The following is a 21,820-nucleotide window of genomic DNA, read 5'->3' as shown; positions in this document are numbered from 1 at the left end:
ATGAGCCACGATTACTGCGTTTCTCCGAAGCGCCGCATCGAAATCGAGATACTGGCTGCAGCATGGCGCGAGGCATTGCATATACCTACGGCCTGCCAGGCTCCCGACATGGTAAGCGTCCTTGAAAACGAGATGCCGAGGCTATTTGGCGATTTCGCATTGGTTGTGAAAGATGACCACCAAATGGACGGAGCTGAAGGATACACGGAATTCGATCCGCCTTGCGTCGTCCTGTCTACAACGAGCTACCAATCCGCTGCAAACTTGAAGGACGAGGCAGATGGACAGCGGCCCATGAACTGGGACACCTAGTCCTTCATAAGTCTGCGGTTCCGCTGGATCGGGCTCCGACGCGATACTCCAAAATGAAGGAGTTGCCTGCTTACGCGAGCGCAGAATGGCAGGCCAACGCATTCGCCGCTGCGTTTTTGATGCCGGAAGCGCTGATTCGAGACTTCTTTGAAATTTCAGAAATCATGACGTTCTTCGCAGTCAGCCGAAGCGCGGCCGAGAATCGCGTGAAAAACCTCGGACTTTCCGAACAACGTCCTGTTCCGCCTCAAGTTAGGGCAGCAATTTCGAACCTGCACAACAGGACTGGAACACCAAAGCCGGCTCGATAGAGCCGGCTTTGGATACCGCGAAAAGGCCAGAGCCGACGCGGGGCGAAGAGGTTGATTTTCCCTCTCCTGTAGCAAGGTTATTATAGGGGAATGTCTTCCTTGGAGTCGAGGTAGCTCTGGCGCATGCCACCAATGAGAAAGTGGAAATGTCAAACAAAGAGCGAAAAACCTTCGATGTCGGACGGGACTCCAAATCCGGCCAATTCATTCCGGTTAAGGAGGCAGAACGTCGGCCTACGACAACCACCGTCGAGCGGGTACCGAAGCCCGGTTTCGGTGACACCAGAAACGAGCCTTCTCGGAAAAAATAGCTAAACCTCAAACTGGGTGGGTAGTGCCTAAGTCAAGCGCCGCCCACCCAACATACCATCTTATGTCAGCCTATCACCATGATCGACCACATCACCATCGAAGCGAGCGACCTCGCCAAGAGCAAGCTCTTCTACGAAAAGGCTTTTGCGCCGCTGGGCTACAGCCTCGCCTTCGGCAAGGAAGACATATTCTGGGCCTTCGATGTCGGCAATGGCTGCCTCTTCGAGATCCAGAGCACGGGCGAGAAGCCGCCGCTCACCCATCTGCATGTGGCCTTCAGGGTGAACAGCAAGGCGGAGGTCGATGCGTTCCATCGCGCGGCGCTCGACGCTGGCGCCGCGGACAATGGCGCGCCCGGGCCGCGTCCGGACTATGCGGAGCATTACTACGCCTGCTTCGTACTCGATCCCGATGGCTATAATATCGAGGCGATGATCAACGAGGTGTAACACGCCCTCTCCTTCTCCCCTTGTGGGAGAAGGTGGATCGGCGCGCAGCGCCGAGACGGATGAGGGGTGTTCCAGCGGAGCGAGACGCCGGCGGTCTTGCTGCGGCGCCCCCAGCTGGCAAAGGTTTCCGTCAAGCTGGAACACCCCTCATCCGGCCGCTTCGCGGCCACCTTCTCCCACAGGGGGAGAATGGAAAACTCCGCCTCAATCCGCGTCGGCCACCATCTGCCCGCCACCGCCCAGCCAGGCGCGCCATTGGCGTTCGTCGCCATGGAAGACGTTTAGGTCGATCCGGCCGCTTACACCATGCGACAGGCCGGAGCCGGAATACTGCCAGAACAGCCACCTACGGCCCGGATAGACCTTTGACGGATGCGCCGCCACCGCGCGCAGCCAGAACGGGTAATCCAGGAAGGCGCCGCGCAGATTGTCGCGATAGAAATCGGGGCTGGTGTAGATGATGGGCCGCTGGCCGTAGTGGCGCTCCAGCTTGTCCATGAACACCTGCATCTTCTCCAGCACCTTGTCGCGCGACGGCTTGCGTCTGCATGAAGAGTCGCCGTTCCACTCGACGTCGATGACCGGCGGCAGCGCGCCATCGACCTTGGGCACATTGCGGATGAACCAGTCGGCCTGCTCGCCCGCGGTGCGGCACCAGTAGAAGAAATGATAGGCACCGCGCTTCAGCCCGGCGGCATCTGCGTTGCGCCAGTTCTTCATGAACATCGGGTCGAGATGGTCGCCGCCGTCGGTCGCCTTGATATAGGCGAAATTGGCGCCCTGGGCGCGCAGCTTTTGCCAGTTGATGTTGCCCTGCCAGCGCGAGACGTCGACGCCGTGAACGGCCAGATGGCGCGGCGAAGCGCGGCCGAAATTGATCGGCTTGGCGTCGCGGAACGCGTAGCGCGTGACCGGACCGGCGAGCATCGCAGGTGCCGCACGAGACAGTCGCTTCGGCGGCGAGACGAGCGCCGCCTCCTGCACCGGCGGCTCGGCGCTGTCCGGCAGATCGGACGCCGGGAAGTTCACCGTCTCCTCCTCGGCAAGGCCGAATGGGCGCGAGTTCTCGTCGCCGGGGCGCGAATTTTCGTCGCCGGGGCGAGCATCCTCGTCGCCGGGGCTCGCGTTAGCCTCGTCAAGCAGCGGCGCCGGCGGCTTGATGCGCGCGGCGCCCGACATCGACGCGGTCTCGACGGTTCTTTCGGTGACGGCGGTCCTCGCGACCTTCGACACCGGCGCGCTCGGCCGCACGACCGAGCTCGTCGTCTCGTTGGACGGCATCTGCAAGGCATCGACGCCCGACGTGGACGAGCAGCCGGCAAGGCAAAGCGATGCGAGCACGAAACTGACGACGCCAAAAATCCGCATCTTGACCTGTACGCAAAACAAAACAGACCGAAGGCAGGAACAGCGCCGCCGGAAACCCCATTCCTAATGAGAAATTACCAACAAAGTTTGAATCAAAATTTACTTTTGGCGCGGCCGGATGATTCGGGGAGGCGCCAAGTGGCTCTCGGCTAGCGCCTGAACACGCCGATCATCGGCCCCAGATTCCAGAAATCGTCGTTGCGGCCGATCCCGGGCGCATAGAGGCTCGAGATCGAGCCGTCGAGGAAGAGCGCGTTCGGGCAGCCGAGCCGGTCGCGGAACAGCCGCGCGAATTCGTGGAAGGTCACGACGTTGTCCGAGATCGCGAAGACCGCGACGCCGTCGGCACGCACGCCCACGCCGTCGCGGATCTTGCGCGAGGTGCCGTCGTAACGGAATTTCGGGTGCAGCTTGCCGTCGATGACCAGCATCGGCCCGGATTGCGTGGCGTAATCGACGCGCGGCGGACGCTTGAGATAATCCCTGGTGGCGCGAACGCCGGCCTTGCCGGCGCTGAGATAGAAGATGCCGTTCGGCTGCATGGAGAAATTGCCGGTTCCCGATCCGGTCTTCGCCGGCGTGACCTGCTCGCCGCGTTCGACATAGAGCCCGACCGGCGCGAGATCGGGGTGATACATGCCGGCATTGAGGCCGAAGAGCAGGGTACGTCCCGTCGCCTGCTGCGCGCTGCGCAGATTGTGCAGCGACCGATAGAGCTCGCCGTCCTTGTTCTTCCAGAACAGCTCGATCGAAAAATGCTTCGGATCGGCCTCGCAGACCAAGTAGGTCGCGTTCTCAAAAACCTGATTGCGGCAGGGCGGCAGCGCCGCCAGCCATTGGCCAAAGCCCATACCCGCGCCAATTGCCGCCGGCACCGCCGATTTCACCAGCGCGGCCAGCAAAGGTACCGACTGCAGCAGCGTCCCAAGATCCATCAGCGCGTCCGGCGGTCAGCTGGCGGTCGAGATTTAGGTCAGCCAGCCGGTCGCGACGCCTAGCAGCAGCACCACGCCGAGCAGACCGCGATAGATGACGAACGGCCAGGCGGAGAAGCGCTCGAGCACCCGCATCAGCCCCCAAATGGCGAAGAAGGCCGAGATCGACGCGACGATAAGGCCCACGGCCAGGATCGACCACCCATGCGCGTCGAGATGCACCTTGTGCAATTCATAGAGCTCCTTGAGGCCGGCCAGCGCGATGGCCGGCAGGCCGAGCAGGAAAGACAGGCGCGCTGCCTCCGGGCGGGCGAAGCCCAGCCCCATCGCCGCAGTCAGCGTCGAGCCCGAGCGCGAGACGCCAGGGATAAGCGCGCCGACCTGGGCGACGCCCACCAGCAGTGCGTCAAGGATCGATGCCTGGCGCAGCACGAGCTTGTGGCTGGCGAAGATCTCGGCGAGCGCCAGAAGGATCGCCATGGCGATGCAGGCCCAGCCGATGACGGCCAGCCCGCGCAGCGGCGAGTTGCAGGCGTTGAGCACGCCGGAAAGCGCAAGGCCGGCAATGACGATCGGGACGGTGGCAAGCAGGATGCTGATCGCGAGGCGGAAATAGCGGTCGCTGAAATCGCGGCGCGAGATCGCCGTCAGCGAACCGAACAGCACGTCCCTGACATCGCTCCAGAAATAGCTGACCACCGCCGCCAGCGCTGCCAACTGCATGGCGGCGGAGAAGGCCGAGCCGGGATCCTGCCAGCCGAGCACGGCCGGCACGATGCGCATATGCGCGGTCGACGAGATCGGCAGCAATTCGGTGATGCCTTGCACGATGCCCAGAAACGCCACCTTGGCATAACCCAGGCCGACAAAGCCGGTATCCAGTCCTTGAGTGCAGACGTCGGTCATCTCAATCCTTTTCCCAGCGCCCCGGCCCGAGGCAAAAGTGAATCGTCATTCGAAAAGCCTGGAACACAGGCTTAGCCTCACGATAGCGTGATTCCAACTCACGGATTTGTAAGGTGCCGCTAATCCCGCTTGACAACTGATGCTATCATATTATCCTCCGCTAATCTTACACTGTAAGGCAAATCGGAGGAGCATCACGATGTCGACCGCCGCCCTCTCGGAATTGGAGCCGGTCACGCCGCCGGAAACGCATGCTGCGGAAATCACGATCGAGGAGGTGTCGCGTGATACCAGCCGCGCCATCGAGCGCGCCGAAGTCGCTGCCTGGCTCGACCTCTACGAAGCGGCGCCCGCGGATTTCGCGGCCCGGCAAGGACTGACGATTGACAGGGACGGCGATCTTGTCTGGACCACCTGCACGACGATCCCGTTCATCCATTTCAACTGCGTGAAGAATATCGGCGTGGATGGTCCGGCGACGGAAGAACAGGTCGACACGTTGCTCGCCCATTACCGCGATGCCGGCATCAGGCGGCCGTGGTTCTATACCAATCCACATGCTGAACCGGCGCGGCTGCGGTGCTGGCTGGAAGCGCGCGGCCTGCAGCATCAGGGCGGCTGGGAGCGCATTTATCGCGACGCGACGCCGCTGCCGGACGAACCGCTTTTCCCGGGCGACCCGCTGATCCCGGTCGACGATCTGGTGGTTGAGGAGGTTACGCCCTGGACGGCGGCGGAATGGGCTTCCTTCATCGATGCCAAATACAGGCTTCCCACCACGCCTTGGCTCACGGCGCTTGTCGGTCGCAAGGGCTGGCGTCACTATATGCTGAAACGCAGGGGCGCGGTCGCCGCGGTGCGCTCGCTCTTCATCTCAGACGGGGCCGCCTGGAGCGGCATCGACGCGCCGGTGCCGGGCATCATGGCGCCGAGCTTCGATCTTGACGCCATGCTTGGCGAAAGGCTGGTCCGCGACGGCATAGCCGCCGGCGCGAAACTGTTTGTCGCCGATATGGAGGCGCCGCGCCCCGACCGCGACGGGCCGGCCTATCGCAACTACGACCGGCTCGGCTTCAAGCTCGCCTATTTGCGCAATCATTACAGCTATCTGCCCGCTCATTCGAGCTGACCCGGGTCGCCTCAGCGGTAGAGCCACTGCTTCAGGCAGCTTCTTGCCACCACATGCGCGGGCGGCACCGAGGCCTGATCGATGCGGGAATCATCGCTCGCCCTCTCGCGAGCCTTTTCCAGAAGCAGGCGAAGCTCGGCCGGGCGCACGCGGTCGCGCGCCATCACGAGTTGGACCATCGGGTCGTTCAAAAGCTCGTCCAGGGTGTTGATGCTCTCGCTCATGCGTCGCCTCCTCGATGCCTTCCCGCATGGCGCTTAGATAGGCAGCCAAAGATGGCCCGCCAATGACGCTTTGCCGGCTATGTCGTGAATCGAAGATGAAATTATTGTGCAGGCCTGCGTCGCAATGACTCAGGCCGGCGGCGCGCCTTCATATTGAGGCAGGCCATCGTCAAGCATCACCCAGGGCTGCTTCGAGGCGGTCCAGAAATGCATGTCGGGCTTGAACAGGGACGGGTCGTCGAGCGAGCCAGAGGTGACGCCGAGGATGCCCCTGGAATCCCGCCGTGAAAACAGGGTCGTACCGCAGGCCGGGCAGAAGCCGCGCTTGAGGTCCGGCGTGGAATTGATTGCCGCCACCGGTCCTTCGATGGTCACGTCGTCGATACGAAACAGAAGTCGCGCATTGAAGGCGGCGCCGATCGCTCTCTGGCAGATCCGGCAATGGCAGACGCGTTCGTTGACCGGCTCGACTTCGGCCTTGTAGCGCACCGCGCCGCATAGGCACCCGCCCTCATATTTCGCCATGGTAAGTTTCCTGTTCCTGGAGTAGCGGCACGCTTTAACTGCAGGCACGACAGCGTCAATCAAAAAGCGTTGATGGAACGCGATCGCTAACGGTGATAGGTCCCGCCCCCTAACGAGAAATCAGTGGCGCTTGGCCTGCACGAGATAGGCGTCGATCGTGGTCTCGCCGAGCCACTTCGCGGCTTCGAGCCTATGCAGCCCCTCGACCAGGATGTGGCGCTTGCCGTCGTGCCGCACCTGGATCGGCGTCTTCATGCCGTTTTCGAGAATATCCTCGGCGAGATGGCGCACCGTCTCGGGATGCAGCGTCTTGCGCCGCGCCATCGGCACGTAGATGTCGTCGACCTTGACCTTTTGCACACGCAGCATGTCGGCTCCCGGCGTTGAAACGTCGCCTAAGGATGAAGTAACTCGTTTGCCGGACATCGCCAAGCGCAAGCGCGCTGGCCCGATGCTTTCCATTTGACGCTTGGCCGGCCAACGGTCTCAATGACGGCCTCGTGATCTCAGGTGTTCCTTGACGCAACTGCCCACCGAATTCCCCGATTTCGGGCTCACGCCCGAGCAGCGCCGCGAGGCGGTGCGCGGCCATTATTACGAATGGCCGGGAATGGATGGCTCGAGCGGCGAGATTTGGGCCTACAGCGACCGGTTTTCCTATCGTCCCGGCGAGACGGTAACGCTCTTCGTCAGCGCGTCGGCGCCGCAATTCAGCCTTGCCGTCATCCGCGACGGCGAGAGCGAAACAAAAGTCTTCGAGGGAGCGGGGCTGTCGGCGCGCTGGCAAGATACGCCCGACCAATGCTCTGTAGACGGCTGCGGCTGGGAGGCCTCGTTCGAATTCCGCGTCGGCGACGACTGGCCGTCCGGCGCCTACCGCGTGACGCTCTCGGCCGAAGGCCGCGACGGGACGCCGATCCACAGCCATCATCTCTTCATCGTCACACCCTTGCCCGGCCGCAAGCCCGGCCGCCTGCTGCAGGTCGCCGCGACCGGCACCTGGCTCGCCTACAACACCTGGGGCGGCTCGAACCACTATCAGGGCATCACCGGCCCGAACCGCGATCAATACGCCACGACGGTCTCGACGCAGCGACCCTGGTGCCGCGGTTTCGTCGTGCTGCCCAAGGATGCGCCGCGCGTGCCGCTGGAAGTCGCGGTACCGCCAAAGACCGTGCCACGTTACCCGCATATGGAATGGGCTTTCGCCACCGGCCATTCGAAGAAATACGCCTCGTCCGGCTGGGCGAGCTATGACAGTCACTTTTTCCGCTTCGCCGAGCGCGCCGGCTATCAGGTCGACCTGGTGAGCCAGCACGAGCTCCATTTCTCGCCCGAAATCCTCGACGGCTATGACTGCATCGTCTTCGTCGGCCACGACGAATACTGGACCTGGGAGATGCGCGACGCCGTCGACGCCTATGTCGAGCGCGGCGGGCATGCGGCGCGCTTCGCCGGCAATTTCATGTGGCAGACGAGGCTGGAGGACCAAGGCCGCCGCCAGGTCTGCTACAAATACAAGGCGCGGGCGGAAGACCCCGCCTATCGCGGCGGCGACGACACCCGCGCCACCAATTCCTGGGAAGCGCCGGAGATCGGCCGCCCGGGCAGCGCCACCTTCGGCCTCAACGCTACGCGCGGCGTCTATGCCGGCTGGGGCGGCTGCGCTCCGCGCGGCGTGCGCGGCTTTCCGGTCTACCGTCCCGAGCACTGGGCCTTCGCCGGCACCGGCATCTATTATGGCGACCTGCTCGGTGCCGACAGCCATGTCTATGGCTATGAGGTCGACGGCCTCGATTTCGAGATCCGCGGCGGCCTGCCCTACCCGACCGCGACCAGCGGCGCGCCGGACGGCTTGCAGGTGCTGGCCGTCGGCATGGCGAGCCAGGTCGAGGAAAGCGCCGACATCCCGATCGACGACCAGTTCCTCACCGACGAGGACGGCCGCTTCACCGCCGAAACGTTGTTCGGCGAGGCCAGCGACGCCAATCTCGACAAGGTCAAGCGCGGCAACGGCATGATCGTCAATTTCCCGCGCGGCAAGGGCGAGGTCTTCCATGCCGGAAGCTGCGAATGGGTCGCCGGCCTGCTAAGGCAGGACGCGATGGTCGAACGCGTGACCAAAAATGTTCTCGACCGCTATCTCGGAAAGTCCTGACATGTCGAAACTGGAAGTCCAGCCCGCAGCAGAGGCCGACACGCGGCCGCCGTCGCATCTGTTCTATCTCTCCAGCCTGCGCCGGCCGCTCGTCGACCACGCCGAGGGTATCTATTTCTGGACGAAGGACGGCCGCCGCTTCATCGACGGCTCGAGCGGGCCGATGGTCGCCAATATCGGCCATTCCAACCGCAACGTGCTCGACGCCATGAAGCGGCAGATGGACAAGACCACCTTCGCCTACCGGCTGCATTTCGAGAACGAGCCCGCCGAAGAGCTTGCGCGCGCGCTGGCCGGCAAGCTGCCCCAAGGCATGGACCGCATCTTCTTTGTTTCCGGCGGCTCGGAAGCAACCGAATCCTGCATCAAGCTCGCCCGCCAATGGGCGGTCGCCACCGGCCAGCCCAAGCGCTGGAAGGTGATCACCCGCTTCCCGTCCTATCATGGCGGCACGCTGGGCTCGCTTTCCGTCACCGGCGACGATGCGCTCGCCGAAACCTTCACGCCGATGATGAAGGTGATGCCGACGGTGCCGGCGCCCACAGCCTGGCGCGACCGCGACAACCTTTCGATGGAGCAGCGCGGCATCCGCTACGCCGACATGCTGGAGGAAAAGATTCTCGCAGAAGGCCCTGAAAGCGTTTTGGCCTTCATCATGGAGCCGATCGGCGGTGCCGCAACCGCTGCCCTGGTCGCGCCCGACAGCTATTATCCGCGCATCCGCGAAATCTGCGACCGCTACGGCATCCTTCTGATCCATGACGAGGTGATGAGCGGCGCCGGCAGGACCGGCAAATTCCTCGGCGGCGACCACTGGAACTGCAGGCCCGACATCGTCGCCCTCTCGAAGGGCCTGGGCTCAGGCTACGCGCCGCTCGGCGCTCTGGCAGCACCCATGCGCCTGGTCGAACCGCTGCTGGCCTCCGGCGGTTTCCAGCACGGCCATACCTATGCCGGCAATCCGCTTGCCTGCGCCGCCGGCCTCGCCGTGCTCGGCGAGATGGACCGGCTCGACTTGATCGCTAATGCCGCCGCGATGGGCGACGTGCTGATGGCGGAGTTGAAGGGCTTGCAAAAACGCTTCCCCTTCATCGCCGACGTGCGCGGCAAGGGCCTGCTCACCGGCGCCGAAATGGTCGCCGATCCGGAGACACTGAAGCCGATCGACCCGGCCAGCAAGGCGACGCAGCGCCTGCTCGACCACGCCTATGCGCGCGGCCTCATAATCTATGGCCGCAAGGTCAAGGGCGGCGTCGACGGCGACAATTTCATGGTCGCGCCGCCGATGATCATCACGGCCGAGCAGATCGGCGAGATGATCTCCATCATCGGCGATTCGCTGGAGGCGCTCGCCGTGGAGCTCGACCTGCCGGTGGAAGGATGAGAAAGGTGTTTTGATGCCGGCACCAATCACCCTCCGCCCCGGCACCATTGACGACGTCGAAACCATCCACGCCGCCCTGCTGCGCCTCGGCACACATATCGGCGCGCATCAGGAAATCACCTCGACGCCCGAGGATCTGCGCCGCTACGGCTTCGGCGAAAAGCCCGCTTTCTCGACCCTGATCGCCGAGATCGACGGCGAGTTCGCCGGGCTTTGCCTGCATTTCCCGATCTTCTCGAGCTGGATGGGCCGTCCCGGCGTCTATGTGCAGGACCTTTACGTCGAGGATCGCTTTCGCGGCCGCCGGGTCGGCGAAAGATTGCTGCGGCGCGTGGCGAAAGAGTGCCGGGCGGTGGGCGGCGTCTACCTGCGGCTCTCCGTCGATACCGACAACGAGACCGCCAAGGCCTTCTATGAGAAACTGGGCATCGGCTGGTCGAGCTACGAGCAGGTGCAGAAGATCGTCGGCGACGCCTTTTTCGCCTTTGCCGATACGCCGGAGGAATGACGATGAAGGCCTTCTATGCCGAGGAGCAGAAACGCCATGACCCGAAGGCTTTCCTCTCCAGCGGCGCGCCGCAGCCGAACCCGGAAAAGCCGGAGCGGATCGAACGGTTGTTAGCCGGCGCAAGATCGGCCGGCTTGACGATCGAACGCCCAGGGAATCATGGACTCGGCCCGATCGCGGCGGTGCATACGCCTGAATATCTCGATTTCCTCGAGCACATTTTTGCGCGCTGGCAGCGCATCGAAGGCGCCTCCGCGGAAGTCATCCCGAACATCCACCCGATCGCCCGCAACGGCTCCTACCCGGCCTCGGCGGTCGGCCAGGCCGGCTACCACATGGCCGACACCGCCTGCCCGATCTCGGCCGAGACCTGGAACAGCGCGCTGTGGAGCGCCTGGAGCGCGGTGGAGGCTGCTGACGCGGTGATGGCCGGCGCGCCTTCGGCCTATGCGCTCTGCCGCCCGCCCGGCCACCATGCTTTCGCCGATGTCGCCGGCGGCTTCTGCTTCATCAACAATTCGGCCGTCGCCGCGCAGGTGCTGCGCAGACAAGCCACGCGCGTCGTCATCCTCGACGTCGACCTGCACCACGGCAACGGCACGCAAGGCATCTTCTACACCCGCCCTGATGTGCTCACCGTCTCGCTGCACGCCGATCCGGTGCGCTTCTACCCGTTCTTCTGGGGTCACGCCGACGAGCGCGGCGAAGGTCCCGGCCTCGGCTACAATCTCAACCTGCCGCTGCCGCGCAAGTCCGCCGACGCCGCCTTTCTCGATACGCTGACGACGGCCTTCCAGCGCATCCGCGCCTTCGCGCCGGAAGCGCTGGTCGTGGCGCTCGGCCTCGACGCTTTCGAGGGCGATCCGTTCGGCGGTCTGTCGGTGACGACGCCAGGCTTCTCGCGCATCGGAGAAGCGATCGCCGGGCTCGGCCTGCCGACGGTCATCGTCCAGGAAGGCGGCTATCTCTGCGATGCGCTCGGCGACAACCTCACCGCTTTCCTCACGGGCTTCGGCGGCAAGCAGGGTTAGAAGCAATTCCAGGAAAAGTGTGTAGCGGTTTTTCGTCCGGAATTGCGTAAAGCTAAAAACCTACGAACGCTGCTGTCGCAGCATCGCGATCACGCGATGCGCGCTTTCCAGCGTCTCCTCGATCTCGTCCGCCGTGTTGTAATGCGCAATGCCGATGCGCACGACGCCCTGCTCGGCGGGTATGCCGAGTTGGTGGACGACCTCCCACGCATAATTGTGGCCTGACCACAGGAAGATGTTTTCGGCATTCATCTGGCGCACGATCGTCTCCGGCGCGATGCCTTCGACGGTGAAGGAAATGGTCGGCACCCGCTCGGCGAGGCGTTCCGGATCGGTGATGCCGTGGATGACCAGGCCCTCGATGTCGGACAGGCCTTCGATCAGTTGCCGGGCAAGCCTGTTCTCGTAAGCGATCGAGACCTCGAACGCCTTTGCGATCCGCTGCCGCCGCGACCCGCTCTCGCCGGCGGCAGCGCCGAGATCGGCGAAATAGTCGATGGCCGCCGTCAGTCCGGCCATCAGCTCGATCTGCGGCGTGCCAAGCTCGAACCGCTCCGGCAGAGCGTTGGACGAGCAGCGGCATTTGTAAGGTTGGAGCGCGTCGATGACGTCGCGCCGGCCCCACAATATGCCGATATGCGGCCCGAAGAATTTATAGGCCGAGCAGATCAGGAAATCGCAGCCGAGCGCCTGCACGTCGATCAGCCCGTGCGGCGCGAATTGCACGGCATCGACGTAAACCAGCGCGCCGGCCAGTTTAGCTGCCACCGTCAGCGCCTTCACCCGGTTGATCGAGCCGGTGAGATTGGAGGCATAGTTCAGCGCGACAAGCCGCGTCTTTTCCGAAAGCAGTCCCTTGAGCGCCGCCTCCTCCACCTGCCAGCTCCGCTCGTCGAACGGCAGGAAGCGCACGACCAGGCCGAGATCCTCGGCAAGCTGCAGCCAGGGCGAGACATTGCCCTCGTGGTCCATGCGCGTGACGATGATCTCGTCGCCCGGCTGCATCGTGCGGCCGAGGGTGCGCGACATGTGGTAGGTCAGCGTCGTCATATTGGCGCCGATGACGATCTCCCCGACGCTTGCGGCGTTCAGGAAATCAGCCATCGCGGCATGCGCAGCGTCGACCACTTTTTGGGCGGCGACCGTAGTCTCAAAAAAACCGCCCAGATTGGCATTGGTCGTCAGCAGGCAGCGGGAGACTGCATCTGCCACCGCCTGCGGCACCTGCGTGCCGGCGGGATTGTCCAGATAGATGCGGCGATGGCCTTGGTCGGTCAGAGAAAGCGCCGGAAACCTGCCGCGCACGGCCTCGATCGGAAAGTCTGCCATCGTCTCCACCCCCTTTGTTTTGTCAAACGATTCCCGTCACGGGCATGGATTGCCGACACGCTGGTGGATAGCGTCGACCGCTTTCTGCATCTCTTCCGTCCAGGTGACGTCGACCGAGGACAGCGCCGTCTCGAGCTGCGCGATCGTGGTCGCGCCGACGATGTTCGCCGTCACGAAGGGCCGGCTCGCCACATAGGCGTTGGCGAAAAGCGCCGGCTCCATGCCGAAGGAACGCGCCAGCTTATTGTATTGAAGCAGCACTTCCGCCGCATTCGGCGTCTCGTAGCGCTGGCCGCGGTTGAAGAGCTGCGAGCGCGAACCTTGCGGCCGCGCGCCATGATCGTATTTTCCGGTGAGATAACCCTGCGCCAGCGGCGAATAGGGAAGGAATGCGATCTCCTCGCGCGCGCAGACCTCGGCAAGGTTCACCTCGAAAGTGCGGTTGACGAGGTTGTAGGCGTTCTGCAGCGAGGCGACGCGCGGGCCGCTGCCCTTTTCGGCTTCGAACACGAAGCGCATGACACCCCAGGAGCTTTCGTTCGAGAGCCCGAGGTGGCGGATCTTTCCGGCCTTCACCAGCTCATCGAAGACGGCGAGCGTTTCGGCAACCGGCGTCTCGTCTCCCGGAGCCCCTGCCGCATCCGCGCGCCGCGCCACCGCTCCGACGCGCGTCGGGTTCGAACCCCACGGAATATCCCGGTCCGGCCAGTGGATCTGGTAGAGGTCGATATAGTCGGTGCCGAGCTTGGCCAGCGATTTCTCGACCGCGTCGAAAATATCGGAGCGCACCAGCTTCGACGGGCGATCGCCGCGGAACCATGTGTTGGCCGTGCGGCCGACCACCTTCGAGGCAAGGATGACCTTGTCGCGGTTGCCGTTGGCCTTCATCCAGCTGCCGATGATCCTCTCGGTTCGCCCTTGCGTCTCCGCCTTGGGCGGGATCGGGTAAAGCTCGGCCGTGTCGATGAAATTCACCCCGCGCGAAAACGCCAGGTCCATCTGCGCATGGCCATCGGCCTCGGTGTTCTGCTGGCCCCACGTCATCGAGCCGAGACAGATTTGCGAAACAAGAAGATCGGTCCGACCGAGGCGGCGTTTATGCATGGGGTTCTCCGGCGGGAGGTTTGCGCGGACAGCGCGGGGAGGAAATTCAAGCATAAAGCACAGGCTGGAGTTTCTCCAAGCCCTCGCTCGCAACGACTTTTGAGTGAATTGCGAGACTGCGCTAACGGCGCGCCCCGGCCAAAGCCCGCCGCTTGGCCTCGTCGATCAGCATGTTGGCCACCTGCATGCGGATCATGGCGCGCTGGCGCAGATGCGGCGCGACCCGGTCCGGATGGTTGGCGAAGGCGAAGTTACGGCGGATGCGGCCGAAATCGGGGTTCTTGGCGGGACGGTCGAGGCCGAGCTCGCCTGCGATCGCTTCGGGATCGATCGGCGGCAGCTTCTCCTCCGGCCAGTGCTCTTCGCCGGCAAGCGTCAGTTTCGCCCGATCGAGAAGTGCCGCGAACTCGGCAGCAAGGTCGGCGCCTTGCTCGCGATATTCGGCGGCGACGCTCTCGCCGGCGACTTTAATGCGGCCGGAATGCAGTTCATCGGCCACGGACAGATAGTCGAATGGGATAGACGGCCGGGCGCCCTCGTCTTCGCCTTTCTCCGAGGCGACGATCAGGTCGTCGAGCAACGAAGCGAAATCGAGCTTGTTCCCGGTGCCGATCTCAACCTCCCTCGTGACGGCATGCAGTGACGACGCCAAACATAGGGGGCTCTCGTTAAGAATGAATTCTGGCGATGTTAACAATTGGCGGCTTTTCCACCCGGCAAGACGGCATCGGAAAATAAAAAGCCGGACTGCTCTTTGTGCAGTCCGGCAAGGTCGCCAAGAGTGGCGAGGAAAAAGCCAGCCATGTGCCGGCCCGATTGCCTACGGTCGAGCCTACCGAAAGTTTCACGGAAAATCGACTGTGACGGAAAAATTTGGTGCAGCATGGCAGCCATGCAAATGCTGCACTGCACAATTTTTACCAAATCGCCTATATAGTGATGTCGGGAGGACCAACAGGGGCAACTGAGTCATGGGGTTCTTCACTGAAATGTTCGCCCGGCCGAGGCCGCAGGAACACCAGCGTTACCGCTCGGCGCTCGCACTTCTGAACGCGATGAGCAATGCCGACCGCGCCGATATCGGCATCAAGCCGGCGGATTTTCCGCGCGTCGCGCGCGAAATGTCGATACGCTGAGGCCGCGCCGAACCAACGAGGTTTCCCGGAGTGCTGGGAAACCTCTAAACCGCTCCAAAGTCAGCGATTTCCCAGAAAAGTCTGCTTGCCGAGCGGCACGCCGTTGTGGCGCAGGATGTCGTAGGCCGTGGTGACGTGGAAGTAGAAATTCGGCATCGCCAGGTGCAGCAGATATTGCAGGCAGGGCAGAGTGGTTTCACGCCCTCCGAGTCTCACTTCGACGGTCCGGTCGTCGGAGCCTTCCAGGTCAGCCACGGAGAAAGTCGCCAGATGATCGAGCGTCTTGGCGATCCGGGCCTGCAGCTCGGCGAAGCTCGCTTCATTGTCTTCGTATTTCGGCACGTCGCGGCCGGCGAGCCGCGACGGCGCGCCCTTGGCATGGTCGGTGGCGATCTGGACCTGCCTGGCCAGCGCGAACATGTCGGGCGCCAGCCGCGCGGTGAGGAACACCTGCGGATCGATCTTGCGCTCGCCGGCATTCTGCTCCGCCACGGTCAAGACGCTGGCCAGCGCCTTCAGCCTGGCGGAAAATACGCCGACCGATATGTCGTACATGGAAATGGTCACGGGTAACCTCCGACGCGGCCCCAGCGCCGCGGCCGTGACCTAGCGCCTCCCACCACGATTCTTCAAGCGGTCCTGTTCACGGCGTCACCACGCCGCCGCAATCGCCGTGGTAGTATTTTCGTTACCGAGCGGAGGATTTGATGAAAAGAGCCACTTTCGCAGCGACCGTCTTTTTCTCACTGGCCGGCTTCACGCAGTCCGCGCCCGCGGCGGATGCGCCCTATATCGATGACCGATCAAGTGCCGAAGCGGTTGTCCGTTCGCTCTATAGCGCCATCAACCGCCACGAATTCGCACGTGCCTGGGGCTATTTCGGCGACACGAAGCCGGCAAAGGACTTCAATGCCTTCGTCAAGGGTTACGACGGCACCGACAGCGTCGAAGTCAAGACCGGCGCTGTCTCGGAGGACGGTGCTGCCGGCAGCATCTACTACAGCGTTCCGGTTGCCATCCAGGCGACCGACAAGAAGGGCGAGGCCAAGGTTTTCGCCGGCTGCTACACGGTCCGCCAGGTCAACGCGCAGATCCAGGAGCCACCCTTCCAGCCGATCTTTATCGACAAGGGCGCGTTGAAGCCGTCGACCGAGGATTTCGACAGCGCCGTGCCGGCAAGCTGCGGCGACGGTCCGCCGCCGCCGAAGAAGGATGAGGCGCTGGAGCAGGCCAAAAAAGTCTTCCTCGCCACCTATGGAGGACAATGCGACAAGCAAGATCCGGACGGCAAGCCGATCGGCGAGCCAGAGGCTCATTCCATCCACTACAAGGACAAGGACGCCCAGCCCAGCGACCCGGAACGCGCGACGCGGCTGTTCCGTTTCTTCTGTTCGATGGCCGCCTACAACGAGACGGCGGTCTACTACGTCGCCGACGATGTCAACGGCGTCTCACAGCTGCAGTTCACCGAGCCGGACCTCGACATCCGCTACGAGAACAACGACAACGAAGGCAAGGTCGAGTCGATCCACATCATTGGTTTCAAGACCAGCGGCTGGGCAACCAACTCGGACTATGACGACAACACCAAAACCATCACCACATCCAACAAATGGCGTGGTGTGGGGGATGCCTCGTCATCGGGAACCTACCTCTTCCGCAACGGCGATTTTTCGCTCGTCCAGTATGACGTCGATGCATCCTATGACGGGGAGCAAAATCCGCAGACAATCATCGATTACAACACCGCGCCTTGAGGCGCTGCAGCGCAATCACGGCGCTTTCGTCAGCATCCAGTTCAGCGTGCCGCGCCAGTCGACCATGCGGATCGGCGTGCCGTGCGTGCCGGTCTCGAAGCGCACGAAGCGGGTCGGATAAGACCTCTTGGCCAGAATCGAGCGGAAGAAGGCTTCCTGCTTCTCCACCGGGAAGACCACGTCGTGGCTGCCCTGACCGAAAAACACCGGCACGCGGCGCTTGAAGGCGGGGCTGGTAAAAAAGCTGTCGTCCCACAGCGAACCGAGCAGCAGCAGTCCATTGATGCGGCCGCCCGTGTCCTTGCGCGCGGCGAGCTTCCAGCAGATCATGCCGCCCATCGAGCCGCAGGCGACAAAGATCTTCGCGCCGGGCGATGTCTCGGCGTAGTGGTCGATAAGCGCCGCGACCTGCGCCGCGCCCTTGTCGCCGAAATCGGGGAAATCCGGCGAAAGATAGAGCCCGTTATTGGCGGCCATCAGGTTCTTGATGCGGTTGAAGTTGCCGCCGAAAGTAAAATCGTCGACGCCCTGCTTGCGGCTGCCACCCTGCCCATGCAGGTAGAGCACGATGATGGAGGCGCCTTCCGTCCTGCCGACCGCGACATGCCTGATATCGCCGGCGTCGGTCTTCAGCATCAGGTCCTGCTGCACCTTGCGCACGCCGGGATCAGTATACTGCGCATGCACACGCCTTTCCGGCACTTCGTCACGCTGATTGATGTCGCGCATCTCGCGATAGTCGAGAACGACGTAGGCGCCGTTGTCGCCGGTCGACAGTGTCGCCGGATAGGCGAACAGATCGTCCTTGAACGATTTCAGCGAAAGCGTCTGCCCCTCGGCGGCAGAGAGGAACAGCGCCGTCGCGGTGATCAGGGCGAAGAAAAGTGAATAACGCGAAGCCATGCCGAGAGGCATGCGAAATTCGGCTCTGCTTTGTCAATCCTGCAGGACGCCACCCGCCCCTTCCAGCGCCTCGCGCGTGTCGACATCGATCGAGGCGCCCTGCCCGATCTCGACATCGATAACGTCGAGACCCTCGGCCTCGACCAGATGGCGCGCGCCGGTATCGCCCTCGAGCTGCGCGACGGCCGCGAAAAGCGATCGCGGCAAAAGCACCGGATTGCCGCGCTTGCCCTGGTGCGAGGCGCGTACCACGGAGCGGCCGCCGGAGCTGCGGAAAGCATCGATCAGGCTGTCGAGATCCCGCGACGAAACGCCGGGCATGTCGCCAAGCACGATCATGGCGCCGGCCGCGTCGGGCGCGACCTTCGCGATGCCCGCCTTCAATGACGAAGCGAGGCCATCGGCGAAATCCGGATTGTCGGCGACCGTCACACCGAGACCGGAAAGCGCTGAGCGCACGCGCTCGCGCTGGTGGCCGGTGACGACGATGGTGGCGGCAGCCTTCGAGCCCAGCGCGCGGGAAGCGGTACGGCGCACAAGCGGCTCGCCGTCAAACAGCGCCAGAAGCTTGTTCGGCCCGCCCATGCGGCTCGAGCGGCCGGCGGCCAAAAGCACGATGTCGACCTTCAGCGCCGACCTTGCCGGCTGCAGCGCCGGCTCGCGCGGCTGCGGCCTGGTCGGGATTTCCATCAGGAGCCCCCCGACGCCCATGCCGGCAATGTCGCCCGCCGTTACCTCGAGTCCGGCAACCAGGCGATCGAGCACCCAGTCGAAGCCATTCTCTTTCGGACTGCGTGCACAGCCGGGCGCGCCGACGACGCGCTTGCCGTCGAGCGTTCCGAGCACCAGCAGATTGCCGGGATCGACCGGCATGCCCGCGCGGACGATTGTGCCCCCGGCCCGCTCGATCGCGGCCGGCACGACATCGGCGAAGTCGCTCATCGCCGAGGCGCCGAAAATCACCACCATGTCGTTGTCACGCGCCAGCTGGGTTGCGGCCGTGGCGACCGCCGCCACCTCATGCGGCGTGCGTCGCTCGGCCGTCAGTCGGCCGCCGAAACGCGCCAGCCGCGCCTCGGTGACGCGCAGCGTCTTGTCGAGCACGCTCGGCTTGACGCCGGGAAGCACCGTCTGGATGACGCCGACAGTGATGGGGCGATAGGCGTTGACGGCAAAGATCTCGCCGCTAGCGCAGATCCTTTCCACCTTGTCCACCAGGCTTGCGGCGACGGCAAAGGGGATGATCTTCACCGTCGCCACCATCTGGCCCTTCTCGACCGACGCGTGCTGCGCCAGCGTCGCGACGGTGATGGCCGGATCGACGGCATTGATGGCATCGATCATACTGGCGTCGACGGTAAAGACGCCTGAGGCTTCCGCATGCAAATTCACCCGCCCGGTCGCGGCCGGCTTGACCTCGATGTTGCGGTGACTCATGGCGGCGGCGATCCTGGCGGCAGCGGCATCCTCGCCGAGATCGTCCTCGGCAAGAACCGCCGCGACGACCTCGCCGACGCCCGCCGCCTTGAGCGCCGCGACATCATCACGGCCCAGCCGATGCGCCTTGCGGAAACGTTTTTCGCCGGCGGTGGTCGCATGCGCCAGCACCGCCCCTTCCGCCTCGTCGATCGGAACCGGTCCGAATTTCACGCCACGGCGCCTTTTGCTTCCAGACCGCGCGAGCGGAAGGCGTGGATGGTCTGCGCAAGCACAGCGACGGCGATCTCGGCCGGACTGGCAGCACCGATATCGAGGCCGATCGGCGCGTGGATGCGGGTAATCTGGTCGGCGCCGGCGCCAAGCGCCAGCAGGCGTTCGACACGCTTGGCGTGGGTCTTGCGGCTGCCCAGCGCCCCGACATAGAAGCATCGGGCGTCGAGCGCCGCCTTCAGCGCGAAATCATCGATCTTCGGATCGTGGGTGACGGCGGCAAGGGCGGTATAGCTGTCGAGCGGCGCGCGCTTCAGCACATCCTGCGGCCATTCGGCATGCAGCGTCACGTCGGGAAAGCGTTCCGGTGTGGCAAACGCGGTGCGCGGATCGATGATCTCGACCGGATAGCCGGCGATCCTGGCCATCGGCGCCAGCGCCTGGCTGATATGCACGGCGCCGATCACCACCAGGCGCGGGCGCGGCAGATGCGCATTGAGGAAAAAGGTCCGCCCTTCCGCCTCCACCGACTGCGAATTGCCGGTGCGGAACGCATTCGCGATCGCCGCGCCGAGATCGCCTGCGACATGATCGCTCTCGCGCACGATGCGGTCGCGGCCGTCGCCGAGGTCGGTGACAAGCACCGCGGCGCGGCGGGCGCGGCGTTCTTCGTTGAGTGTCTTTAGAACGTAGGGATCCATGGCGGTCAGCCCAGCCTTTCGACATAGACCTTGATGCGGCCGCCGCAGGAAAGGCCCACCTGCCAGGCGGTCTCGTCGGCGACGCCGAACTCCAGCATCCTGGCCTTGCCCGAGCCGATAACGTCCATCGCCTCCGTCACCACCGCGCCCTCCACGCAGCCGCCGGAAACCGAACCGTGGAAGTTGCCCTCGGCGTCGATGACAAGATGGCTGCCAATCGGGCGAGGCGCCGAACCCCAGGTCTCGACCACGGTCGCGATGGCGACATCCTTGCCGTCCTTCATCCAGCCTTCCGCGATGATCAGGGGGTCGCGGGCCTCATCGAGATAAATGCTCTCATCCATCGTCGCTTCTCACGAAGTCTGTTTTTCAAGGGAAACTTCAGTTTTCGCTTGGGGGCCATTCCCCAGAAATATATAGCTGCAAAACATATGGCTATGCGGCACGCCTCCCGCCAGCTTGCAGCCAGCGGCGCGGGTCGACCGATGCCGCCGGCCGCTGGTCGAGCGAGGCGCAAAGATCGGCCAGCGCATCGAGATTATGCACCGCCCGGAACTCGTCGACATAGGGCAGCATCGCTTTCACGCCGCGGGCGCGAGCCTCGAACCCGTCGAAGCGCAGCAGCGGATTGAGCCAGATCAGCCGCCGGCAGGATTTATGCAGCCGCTCCATCTCTTGCGAAAGGCCGGCGACGTCGTCGCGCTCCAGCCCGTCGGTGATGAGAAGCACCACGGCGCCCTGCCCCAGCACGCGGCGCGACCACAGCCGGTTGAATTCGGCGAGCGTATCGCCGATGCGGGTGCCGCCCGACCAGTCCTTCACCGCCGCCGAGCATTCGGCGAGCGCCTCGTCGGGATCGCGATGGCGCATCTGGCGGGTCAGGTTGGTCAGCCGCGTGCCGAAGACGAAGGCGTGCACGCGCCGGCGCTTCTCGGTCAGGGCATGCAGGAAATGCAGGAAGATGCGCGTATACTGGCTCATCGAGCCGGAAATGTCGGCCAGCACGACCAGCGGCGGATGCACTTCGCGCTGCGACCGGAATTTCGGCAGGATAAGCTCGCCGCCGGTGCGAGCGGCCGAGCGCATCATGGCGCGCGGATCGATGCGGCGCCCTTGCGCGTCCGCCCTGAAGCGCCGCGTGCGGATAAGATCGAAAGGCAGCCGCAAGGCCGCGATCGCCCTTTTGGCTTCGGCCATCTCCGCCGCATCCATCTGGGCAAAATCCTTGCCCCGCAGCACCTCGTTGCCGGAAAAGGTAAGGCGCGCATCGACCTCGATCTCCGGCACTTCGCGCACAGGCTGGTTCTTCCGATGGCCCTCGAACATCGCCTGGCTGACCCGGTTCTCCGCCGCCCGCGGCTTCTGCTTTTCGCGATGATCCGGCGCGACCGGCGAGAACATCGCCAGCAGCTTCTCGATCAGCTCGCGCGATTTCCAGAACAGGCGGAAGGCCTCGTCGAAGACAGGATGATCCTCGTGCCGCGAGACGAGCACCGCATGCAGGGTCCAATAGAAATCGTCACGCGAGCCGATGCCGGCGGCAAGCACCGCCTCGATGGCGTCCTTCACCGAGGCCGGGCCGATTCGGATGCCGGCCTTGCGCAGCGCCCGCGCGAAATAGACGATGTTGTCGGCGATGCGCCCATCGGCGAGCGCCTCTTTGGGTTCCGGACGCGGCGACGGCATCG

26 protein-coding genes are annotated in these 21,820 nt (G+C 63.9%); 10 read left to right on the top strand and 16 right to left on the bottom strand.

The features are described 5' to 3' along the window. The 3 genes from O7A05_RS12525 (at nt 1) to O7A05_RS12515 (ending at nt 1,384) form a co-directional block, all read left to right on the top strand. Nucleotides 1-312 carry a hypothetical protein gene (locus tag O7A05_RS12525; RefSeq protein WP_337093568.1) on the top strand — a complete coding sequence of 104 codons (312 nt, stop codon included), beginning with the start codon at nt 1-3 and terminating at the stop codon, nt 310-312. After that, the gene (locus tag O7A05_RS12520) at nt 222-623 is read left to right on the top strand and encodes an ImmA/IrrE family metallo-endopeptidase (protein ID WP_337093411.1); all 402 of its coding nucleotides are present in this window, start codon (nt 222-224) and stop codon (nt 621-623) included. The genes O7A05_RS12525 and O7A05_RS12520 overlap by 91 nt, the downstream gene beginning before the upstream one ends. 389 nt (nt 624-1,012) lie before the next feature. Then, a complete protein-coding gene (locus O7A05_RS12515; protein ID WP_337093409.1) occupies nt 1,013-1,384 on the top strand; it encodes a VOC family protein in 372 nt (123 codons plus the stop codon). A gap of 204 nt (nt 1,385-1,588) precedes the next feature. Here O7A05_RS12515 and O7A05_RS12510 read toward each other — a convergent pair whose 3' ends face one another. From O7A05_RS12510 to O7A05_RS12500, 3 genes are all read right to left on the bottom strand, one after another. Further along, on the bottom strand, nt 1,589-2,752 hold the full coding sequence (locus O7A05_RS12510; protein ID WP_337093408.1) for a glycoside hydrolase family 25 protein: 1,164 nt from the start codon (nt 2,750-2,752) through the stop codon (nt 1,589-1,591). A 149-nt stretch (nt 2,753-2,901) separates the two neighbouring features. Next, nucleotides 2,902-3,687 carry a phosphodiester glycosidase family protein gene (locus O7A05_RS12505; RefSeq protein WP_337093407.1) on the bottom strand — a complete coding sequence of 262 codons (786 nt, stop codon included), beginning with the start codon at nt 3,685-3,687 and terminating at the stop codon, nt 2,902-2,904. Nucleotides 3,688-3,720: 33 nt separating this feature from the next. Beyond that, nucleotides 3,721-4,593 carry an undecaprenyl-diphosphate phosphatase gene (locus tag O7A05_RS12500; protein WP_337093405.1) on the bottom strand — a complete coding sequence of 291 codons (873 nt, stop codon included), beginning with the start codon at nt 4,591-4,593 and terminating at the stop codon, nt 3,721-3,723. A 199-nt stretch (nt 4,594-4,792) separates the two neighbouring features. Here O7A05_RS12500 and O7A05_RS12495 point away from each other — a divergent pair, with 199 nt between their 5' ends. Then, nucleotides 4,793-5,722, top strand: a complete 930-nt coding sequence (locus O7A05_RS12495) for a hypothetical protein (protein WP_337093404.1) — start codon at nt 4,793-4,795, stop codon at nt 5,720-5,722. Between the two features lie 11 nt (nt 5,723-5,733). Here O7A05_RS12495 and O7A05_RS12490 read toward each other — a convergent pair whose 3' ends face one another. The 3 genes from O7A05_RS12490 to O7A05_RS12480 form a co-directional block, all read right to left on the bottom strand. Then, a complete protein-coding gene (locus O7A05_RS12490) occupies nt 5,734-5,946 on the bottom strand; it encodes a hypothetical protein (protein WP_140848002.1) in 213 nt (70 codons plus the stop codon). 129 nt (nt 5,947-6,075) lie between these two features. Then, nucleotides 6,076-6,471: a GFA family protein gene (locus O7A05_RS12485; RefSeq protein ID WP_224512077.1), complete on the bottom strand. Its 396-nt coding sequence runs from the start codon at nt 6,469-6,471 to the stop codon at nt 6,076-6,078. Nucleotides 6,472-6,591: 120 nt separating this feature from the next. Then, a complete protein-coding gene (locus O7A05_RS12480; protein ID WP_337093400.1) occupies nt 6,592-6,840 on the bottom strand; it encodes a ParB N-terminal domain-containing protein in 249 nt (82 codons plus the stop codon). Between the two features lie 148 nt (nt 6,841-6,988). Here O7A05_RS12480 and O7A05_RS12475 point away from each other — a divergent pair, with 148 nt between their 5' ends. The 4 genes from O7A05_RS12475 to O7A05_RS12460 are packed head-to-tail and all read left to right on the top strand — an operon-like array spanning nt 6,989 to nt 11,552. Then, nucleotides 6,989-8,629, top strand: a complete 1,641-nt coding sequence (locus O7A05_RS12475; RefSeq protein WP_337093399.1) for a N,N-dimethylformamidase beta subunit family domain-containing protein — start codon at nt 6,989-6,991, stop codon at nt 8,627-8,629. A gap of 1 nt (nt 8,630) precedes the next feature. Then, entirely contained in the window at nt 8,631-10,013 is a 1,383-nt protein-coding gene (locus tag O7A05_RS12470) for an aminotransferase family protein (protein WP_337093398.1), read from the top strand. A gap of 13 nt (nt 10,014-10,026) precedes the next feature. Further along, nucleotides 10,027-10,521 carry a GNAT family N-acetyltransferase gene (locus O7A05_RS12465; protein WP_337093397.1) on the top strand — a complete coding sequence of 165 codons (495 nt, stop codon included), beginning with the start codon at nt 10,027-10,029 and terminating at the stop codon, nt 10,519-10,521. A 2-nt stretch (nt 10,522-10,523) separates the two neighbouring features. After that, nucleotides 10,524-11,552: a histone deacetylase family protein gene (locus O7A05_RS12460; RefSeq protein ID WP_337093396.1), complete on the top strand. Its 1,029-nt coding sequence runs from the start codon at nt 10,524-10,526 to the stop codon at nt 11,550-11,552. Nucleotides 11,553-11,612: 60 nt separating this feature from the next. Here the strand turns inward: O7A05_RS12460 and O7A05_RS12455 are convergent, their stop codons facing one another. The 4 genes from O7A05_RS12455 to O7A05_RS12440 all read right to left on the bottom strand — a co-directional run bounded on the left by O7A05_RS12455 (nt 11,613) and on the right by O7A05_RS12440 (nt 14,879). After that, nucleotides 11,613-12,881: a cysteine desulfurase-like protein gene (locus O7A05_RS12455; protein WP_337093395.1), complete on the bottom strand. Its 1,269-nt coding sequence runs from the start codon at nt 12,879-12,881 to the stop codon at nt 11,613-11,615. Between the two features lie 36 nt (nt 12,882-12,917). Further along, the gene (locus tag O7A05_RS12450) at nt 12,918-13,985 is read right to left on the bottom strand and encodes an aldo/keto reductase (protein WP_337093394.1); all 1,068 of its coding nucleotides are present in this window, start codon (nt 13,983-13,985) and stop codon (nt 12,918-12,920) included. 121 nt (nt 13,986-14,106) lie between these two features. Continuing rightward, nucleotides 14,107-14,565, bottom strand: coding sequence for a hypothetical protein (locus O7A05_RS12445; RefSeq protein ID WP_337093559.1), 459 nt, complete (start codon nt 14,563-14,565; stop codon nt 14,107-14,109). 110 nt (nt 14,566-14,675) lie between these two features. Continuing rightward, nucleotides 14,676-14,879, bottom strand: a complete 204-nt coding sequence (locus O7A05_RS12440; protein ID WP_337093393.1) for a hypothetical protein — start codon at nt 14,877-14,879, stop codon at nt 14,676-14,678. Between the two features lie 77 nt (nt 14,880-14,956). Here O7A05_RS12440 and O7A05_RS12435 point away from each other — a divergent pair, with 77 nt between their 5' ends. After that, the gene (locus O7A05_RS12435; RefSeq protein ID WP_337093391.1) at nt 14,957-15,121 is read left to right on the top strand and encodes a hypothetical protein; all 165 of its coding nucleotides are present in this window, start codon (nt 14,957-14,959) and stop codon (nt 15,119-15,121) included. Nucleotides 15,122-15,181: 60 nt separating this feature from the next. On the opposite strand, the gene O7A05_RS12430 is transcribed toward O7A05_RS12435, so the two are convergent. Further along, complete coding sequence (locus tag O7A05_RS12430; RefSeq protein ID WP_337093390.1) at nt 15,182-15,688, bottom strand: DUF1993 domain-containing protein; 507 nt, start codon at nt 15,686-15,688, stop codon at nt 15,182-15,184. Nucleotides 15,689-15,828: 140 nt separating this feature from the next. Here O7A05_RS12430 and O7A05_RS12425 point away from each other — a divergent pair, with 140 nt between their 5' ends. Continuing rightward, nucleotides 15,829-16,878 (top strand): DUF1176 domain-containing protein, encoded by a 1,050-nt coding sequence (locus O7A05_RS12425; RefSeq protein WP_337093389.1) that lies wholly within the window; start codon nt 15,829-15,831, stop codon nt 16,876-16,878. Between the two features lie 15 nt (nt 16,879-16,893). Here O7A05_RS12425 and O7A05_RS12420 read toward each other — a convergent pair whose 3' ends face one another. The 5 genes from O7A05_RS12420 to O7A05_RS12400 all read right to left on the bottom strand — a co-directional run bounded on the left by O7A05_RS12420 (nt 16,894) and on the right by O7A05_RS12400 (nt 21,818). Beyond that, nucleotides 16,894-17,793, bottom strand: coding sequence for an alpha/beta hydrolase family protein (locus O7A05_RS12420; RefSeq protein WP_337093388.1), 900 nt, complete (start codon nt 17,791-17,793; stop codon nt 16,894-16,896). A gap of 21 nt (nt 17,794-17,814) precedes the next feature. Further along, entirely contained in the window at nt 17,815-19,431 is a 1,617-nt protein-coding gene (locus O7A05_RS12415; RefSeq protein WP_337093387.1) for a molybdopterin-binding/glycosyltransferase family 2 protein, read from the bottom strand. Further along, nucleotides 19,428-20,132: an XdhC family protein gene (locus O7A05_RS12410; RefSeq protein ID WP_337093386.1), complete on the bottom strand. Its 705-nt coding sequence runs from the start codon at nt 20,130-20,132 to the stop codon at nt 19,428-19,430. The genes O7A05_RS12415 and O7A05_RS12410 overlap by 4 nt, the downstream gene beginning before the upstream one ends. A 5-nt stretch (nt 20,133-20,137) precedes the next feature. Beyond that, nucleotides 20,138-20,476, bottom strand: a complete 339-nt coding sequence (locus O7A05_RS12405; RefSeq protein WP_095818560.1) for an XdhC family protein — start codon at nt 20,474-20,476, stop codon at nt 20,138-20,140. 91 nt (nt 20,477-20,567) lie between these two features. Then, complete coding sequence (locus tag O7A05_RS12400; RefSeq protein WP_337093385.1) at nt 20,568-21,818, bottom strand: vWA domain-containing protein; 1,251 nt, start codon at nt 21,816-21,818, stop codon at nt 20,568-20,570. Between the last annotated feature and the right edge of the window lie 2 nt (nt 21,819-21,820).

Source organism: Mesorhizobium argentiipisi (SeqCode) (genome assembly GCF_037179585.1).
Lineage (GTDB): Bacteria > Pseudomonadota > Alphaproteobacteria > Rhizobiales > Rhizobiaceae > Mesorhizobium > Mesorhizobium argentiipisi.
Note: the sequence above shows the minus strand (reverse complement) of the source record. Positions and strands in the feature narration are given on the sequence as shown.

What these genes read in the sequence shown, in the direction of transcription:
- O7A05_RS12425 (WP_337093389.1), top strand. Translation starts at nt 15,829, where the DNA reads ATGAAAAGAGCCACTTTCGCAGCGACCGTCTTTTTCTCACTGGCCGGC.
- O7A05_RS12525 (WP_337093568.1), top strand. Translation starts at nt 1, where the DNA reads ATGAGCCACGATTACTGCGTTTCTCCGAAGCGCCGCATCGAAATCGAG.
- O7A05_RS12470 (WP_337093398.1), top strand. Translation starts at nt 8,631, where the DNA reads ATGTCGAAACTGGAAGTCCAGCCCGCAGCAGAGGCCGACACGCGGCCG.
- O7A05_RS12435 (WP_337093391.1), top strand. Translation starts at nt 14,957, where the DNA reads ATGGGGTTCTTCACTGAAATGTTCGCCCGGCCGAGGCCGCAGGAACAC.
- O7A05_RS12440 (WP_337093393.1), bottom strand. Translation starts at nt 14,879, where the DNA reads ATGGCTGCCATGCTGCACCAAATTTTTCCGTCACAGTCGATTTTCCGT.
- O7A05_RS12490 (WP_140848002.1), bottom strand. Translation starts at nt 5,946, where the DNA reads ATGAGCGAGAGCATCAACACCCTGGACGAGCTTTTGAACGACCCGATG.
- O7A05_RS12450 (WP_337093394.1), bottom strand. Translation starts at nt 13,985, where the DNA reads ATGCATAAACGCCGCCTCGGTCGGACCGATCTTCTTGTTTCGCAAATC.
- O7A05_RS12515 (WP_337093409.1), top strand. Translation starts at nt 1,013, where the DNA reads ATGATCGACCACATCACCATCGAAGCGAGCGACCTCGCCAAGAGCAAG.
- O7A05_RS12460 (WP_337093396.1), top strand. Translation starts at nt 10,524, where the DNA reads ATGAAGGCCTTCTATGCCGAGGAGCAGAAACGCCATGACCCGAAGGCT.
- O7A05_RS12455 (WP_337093395.1), bottom strand. Translation starts at nt 12,881, where the DNA reads ATGGCAGACTTTCCGATCGAGGCCGTGCGCGGCAGGTTTCCGGCGCTT.
- O7A05_RS12485 (WP_224512077.1), bottom strand. Translation starts at nt 6,471, where the DNA reads ATGGCGAAATATGAGGGCGGGTGCCTATGCGGCGCGGTGCGCTACAAG.
- O7A05_RS12510 (WP_337093408.1), bottom strand. Translation starts at nt 2,752, where the DNA reads ATGCGGATTTTTGGCGTCGTCAGTTTCGTGCTCGCATCGCTTTGCCTT.
- O7A05_RS12400 (WP_337093385.1), bottom strand. Translation starts at nt 21,818, where the DNA reads ATGCCGTCGCCGCGTCCGGAACCCAAAGAGGCGCTCGCCGATGGGCGC.
- O7A05_RS12405 (WP_095818560.1), bottom strand. Translation starts at nt 20,476, where the DNA reads ATGGATGAGAGCATTTATCTCGATGAGGCCCGCGACCCCCTGATCATC.
- O7A05_RS12420 (WP_337093388.1), bottom strand. Translation starts at nt 17,793, where the DNA reads ATGCCTCTCGGCATGGCTTCGCGTTATTCACTTTTCTTCGCCCTGATC.
- O7A05_RS12495 (WP_337093404.1), top strand. Translation starts at nt 4,793, where the DNA reads ATGTCGACCGCCGCCCTCTCGGAATTGGAGCCGGTCACGCCGCCGGAA.
- O7A05_RS12480 (WP_337093400.1), bottom strand. Translation starts at nt 6,840, where the DNA reads ATGCTGCGTGTGCAAAAGGTCAAGGTCGACGACATCTACGTGCCGATG.
- O7A05_RS12505 (WP_337093407.1), bottom strand. Translation starts at nt 3,687, where the DNA reads ATGGATCTTGGGACGCTGCTGCAGTCGGTACCTTTGCTGGCCGCGCTG.
- O7A05_RS12410 (WP_337093386.1), bottom strand. Translation starts at nt 20,132, where the DNA reads ATGGATCCCTACGTTCTAAAGACACTCAACGAAGAACGCCGCGCCCGC.
- O7A05_RS12465 (WP_337093397.1), top strand. Translation starts at nt 10,027, where the DNA reads ATGCCGGCACCAATCACCCTCCGCCCCGGCACCATTGACGACGTCGAA.
- O7A05_RS12500 (WP_337093405.1), bottom strand. Translation starts at nt 4,593, where the DNA reads ATGACCGACGTCTGCACTCAAGGACTGGATACCGGCTTTGTCGGCCTG.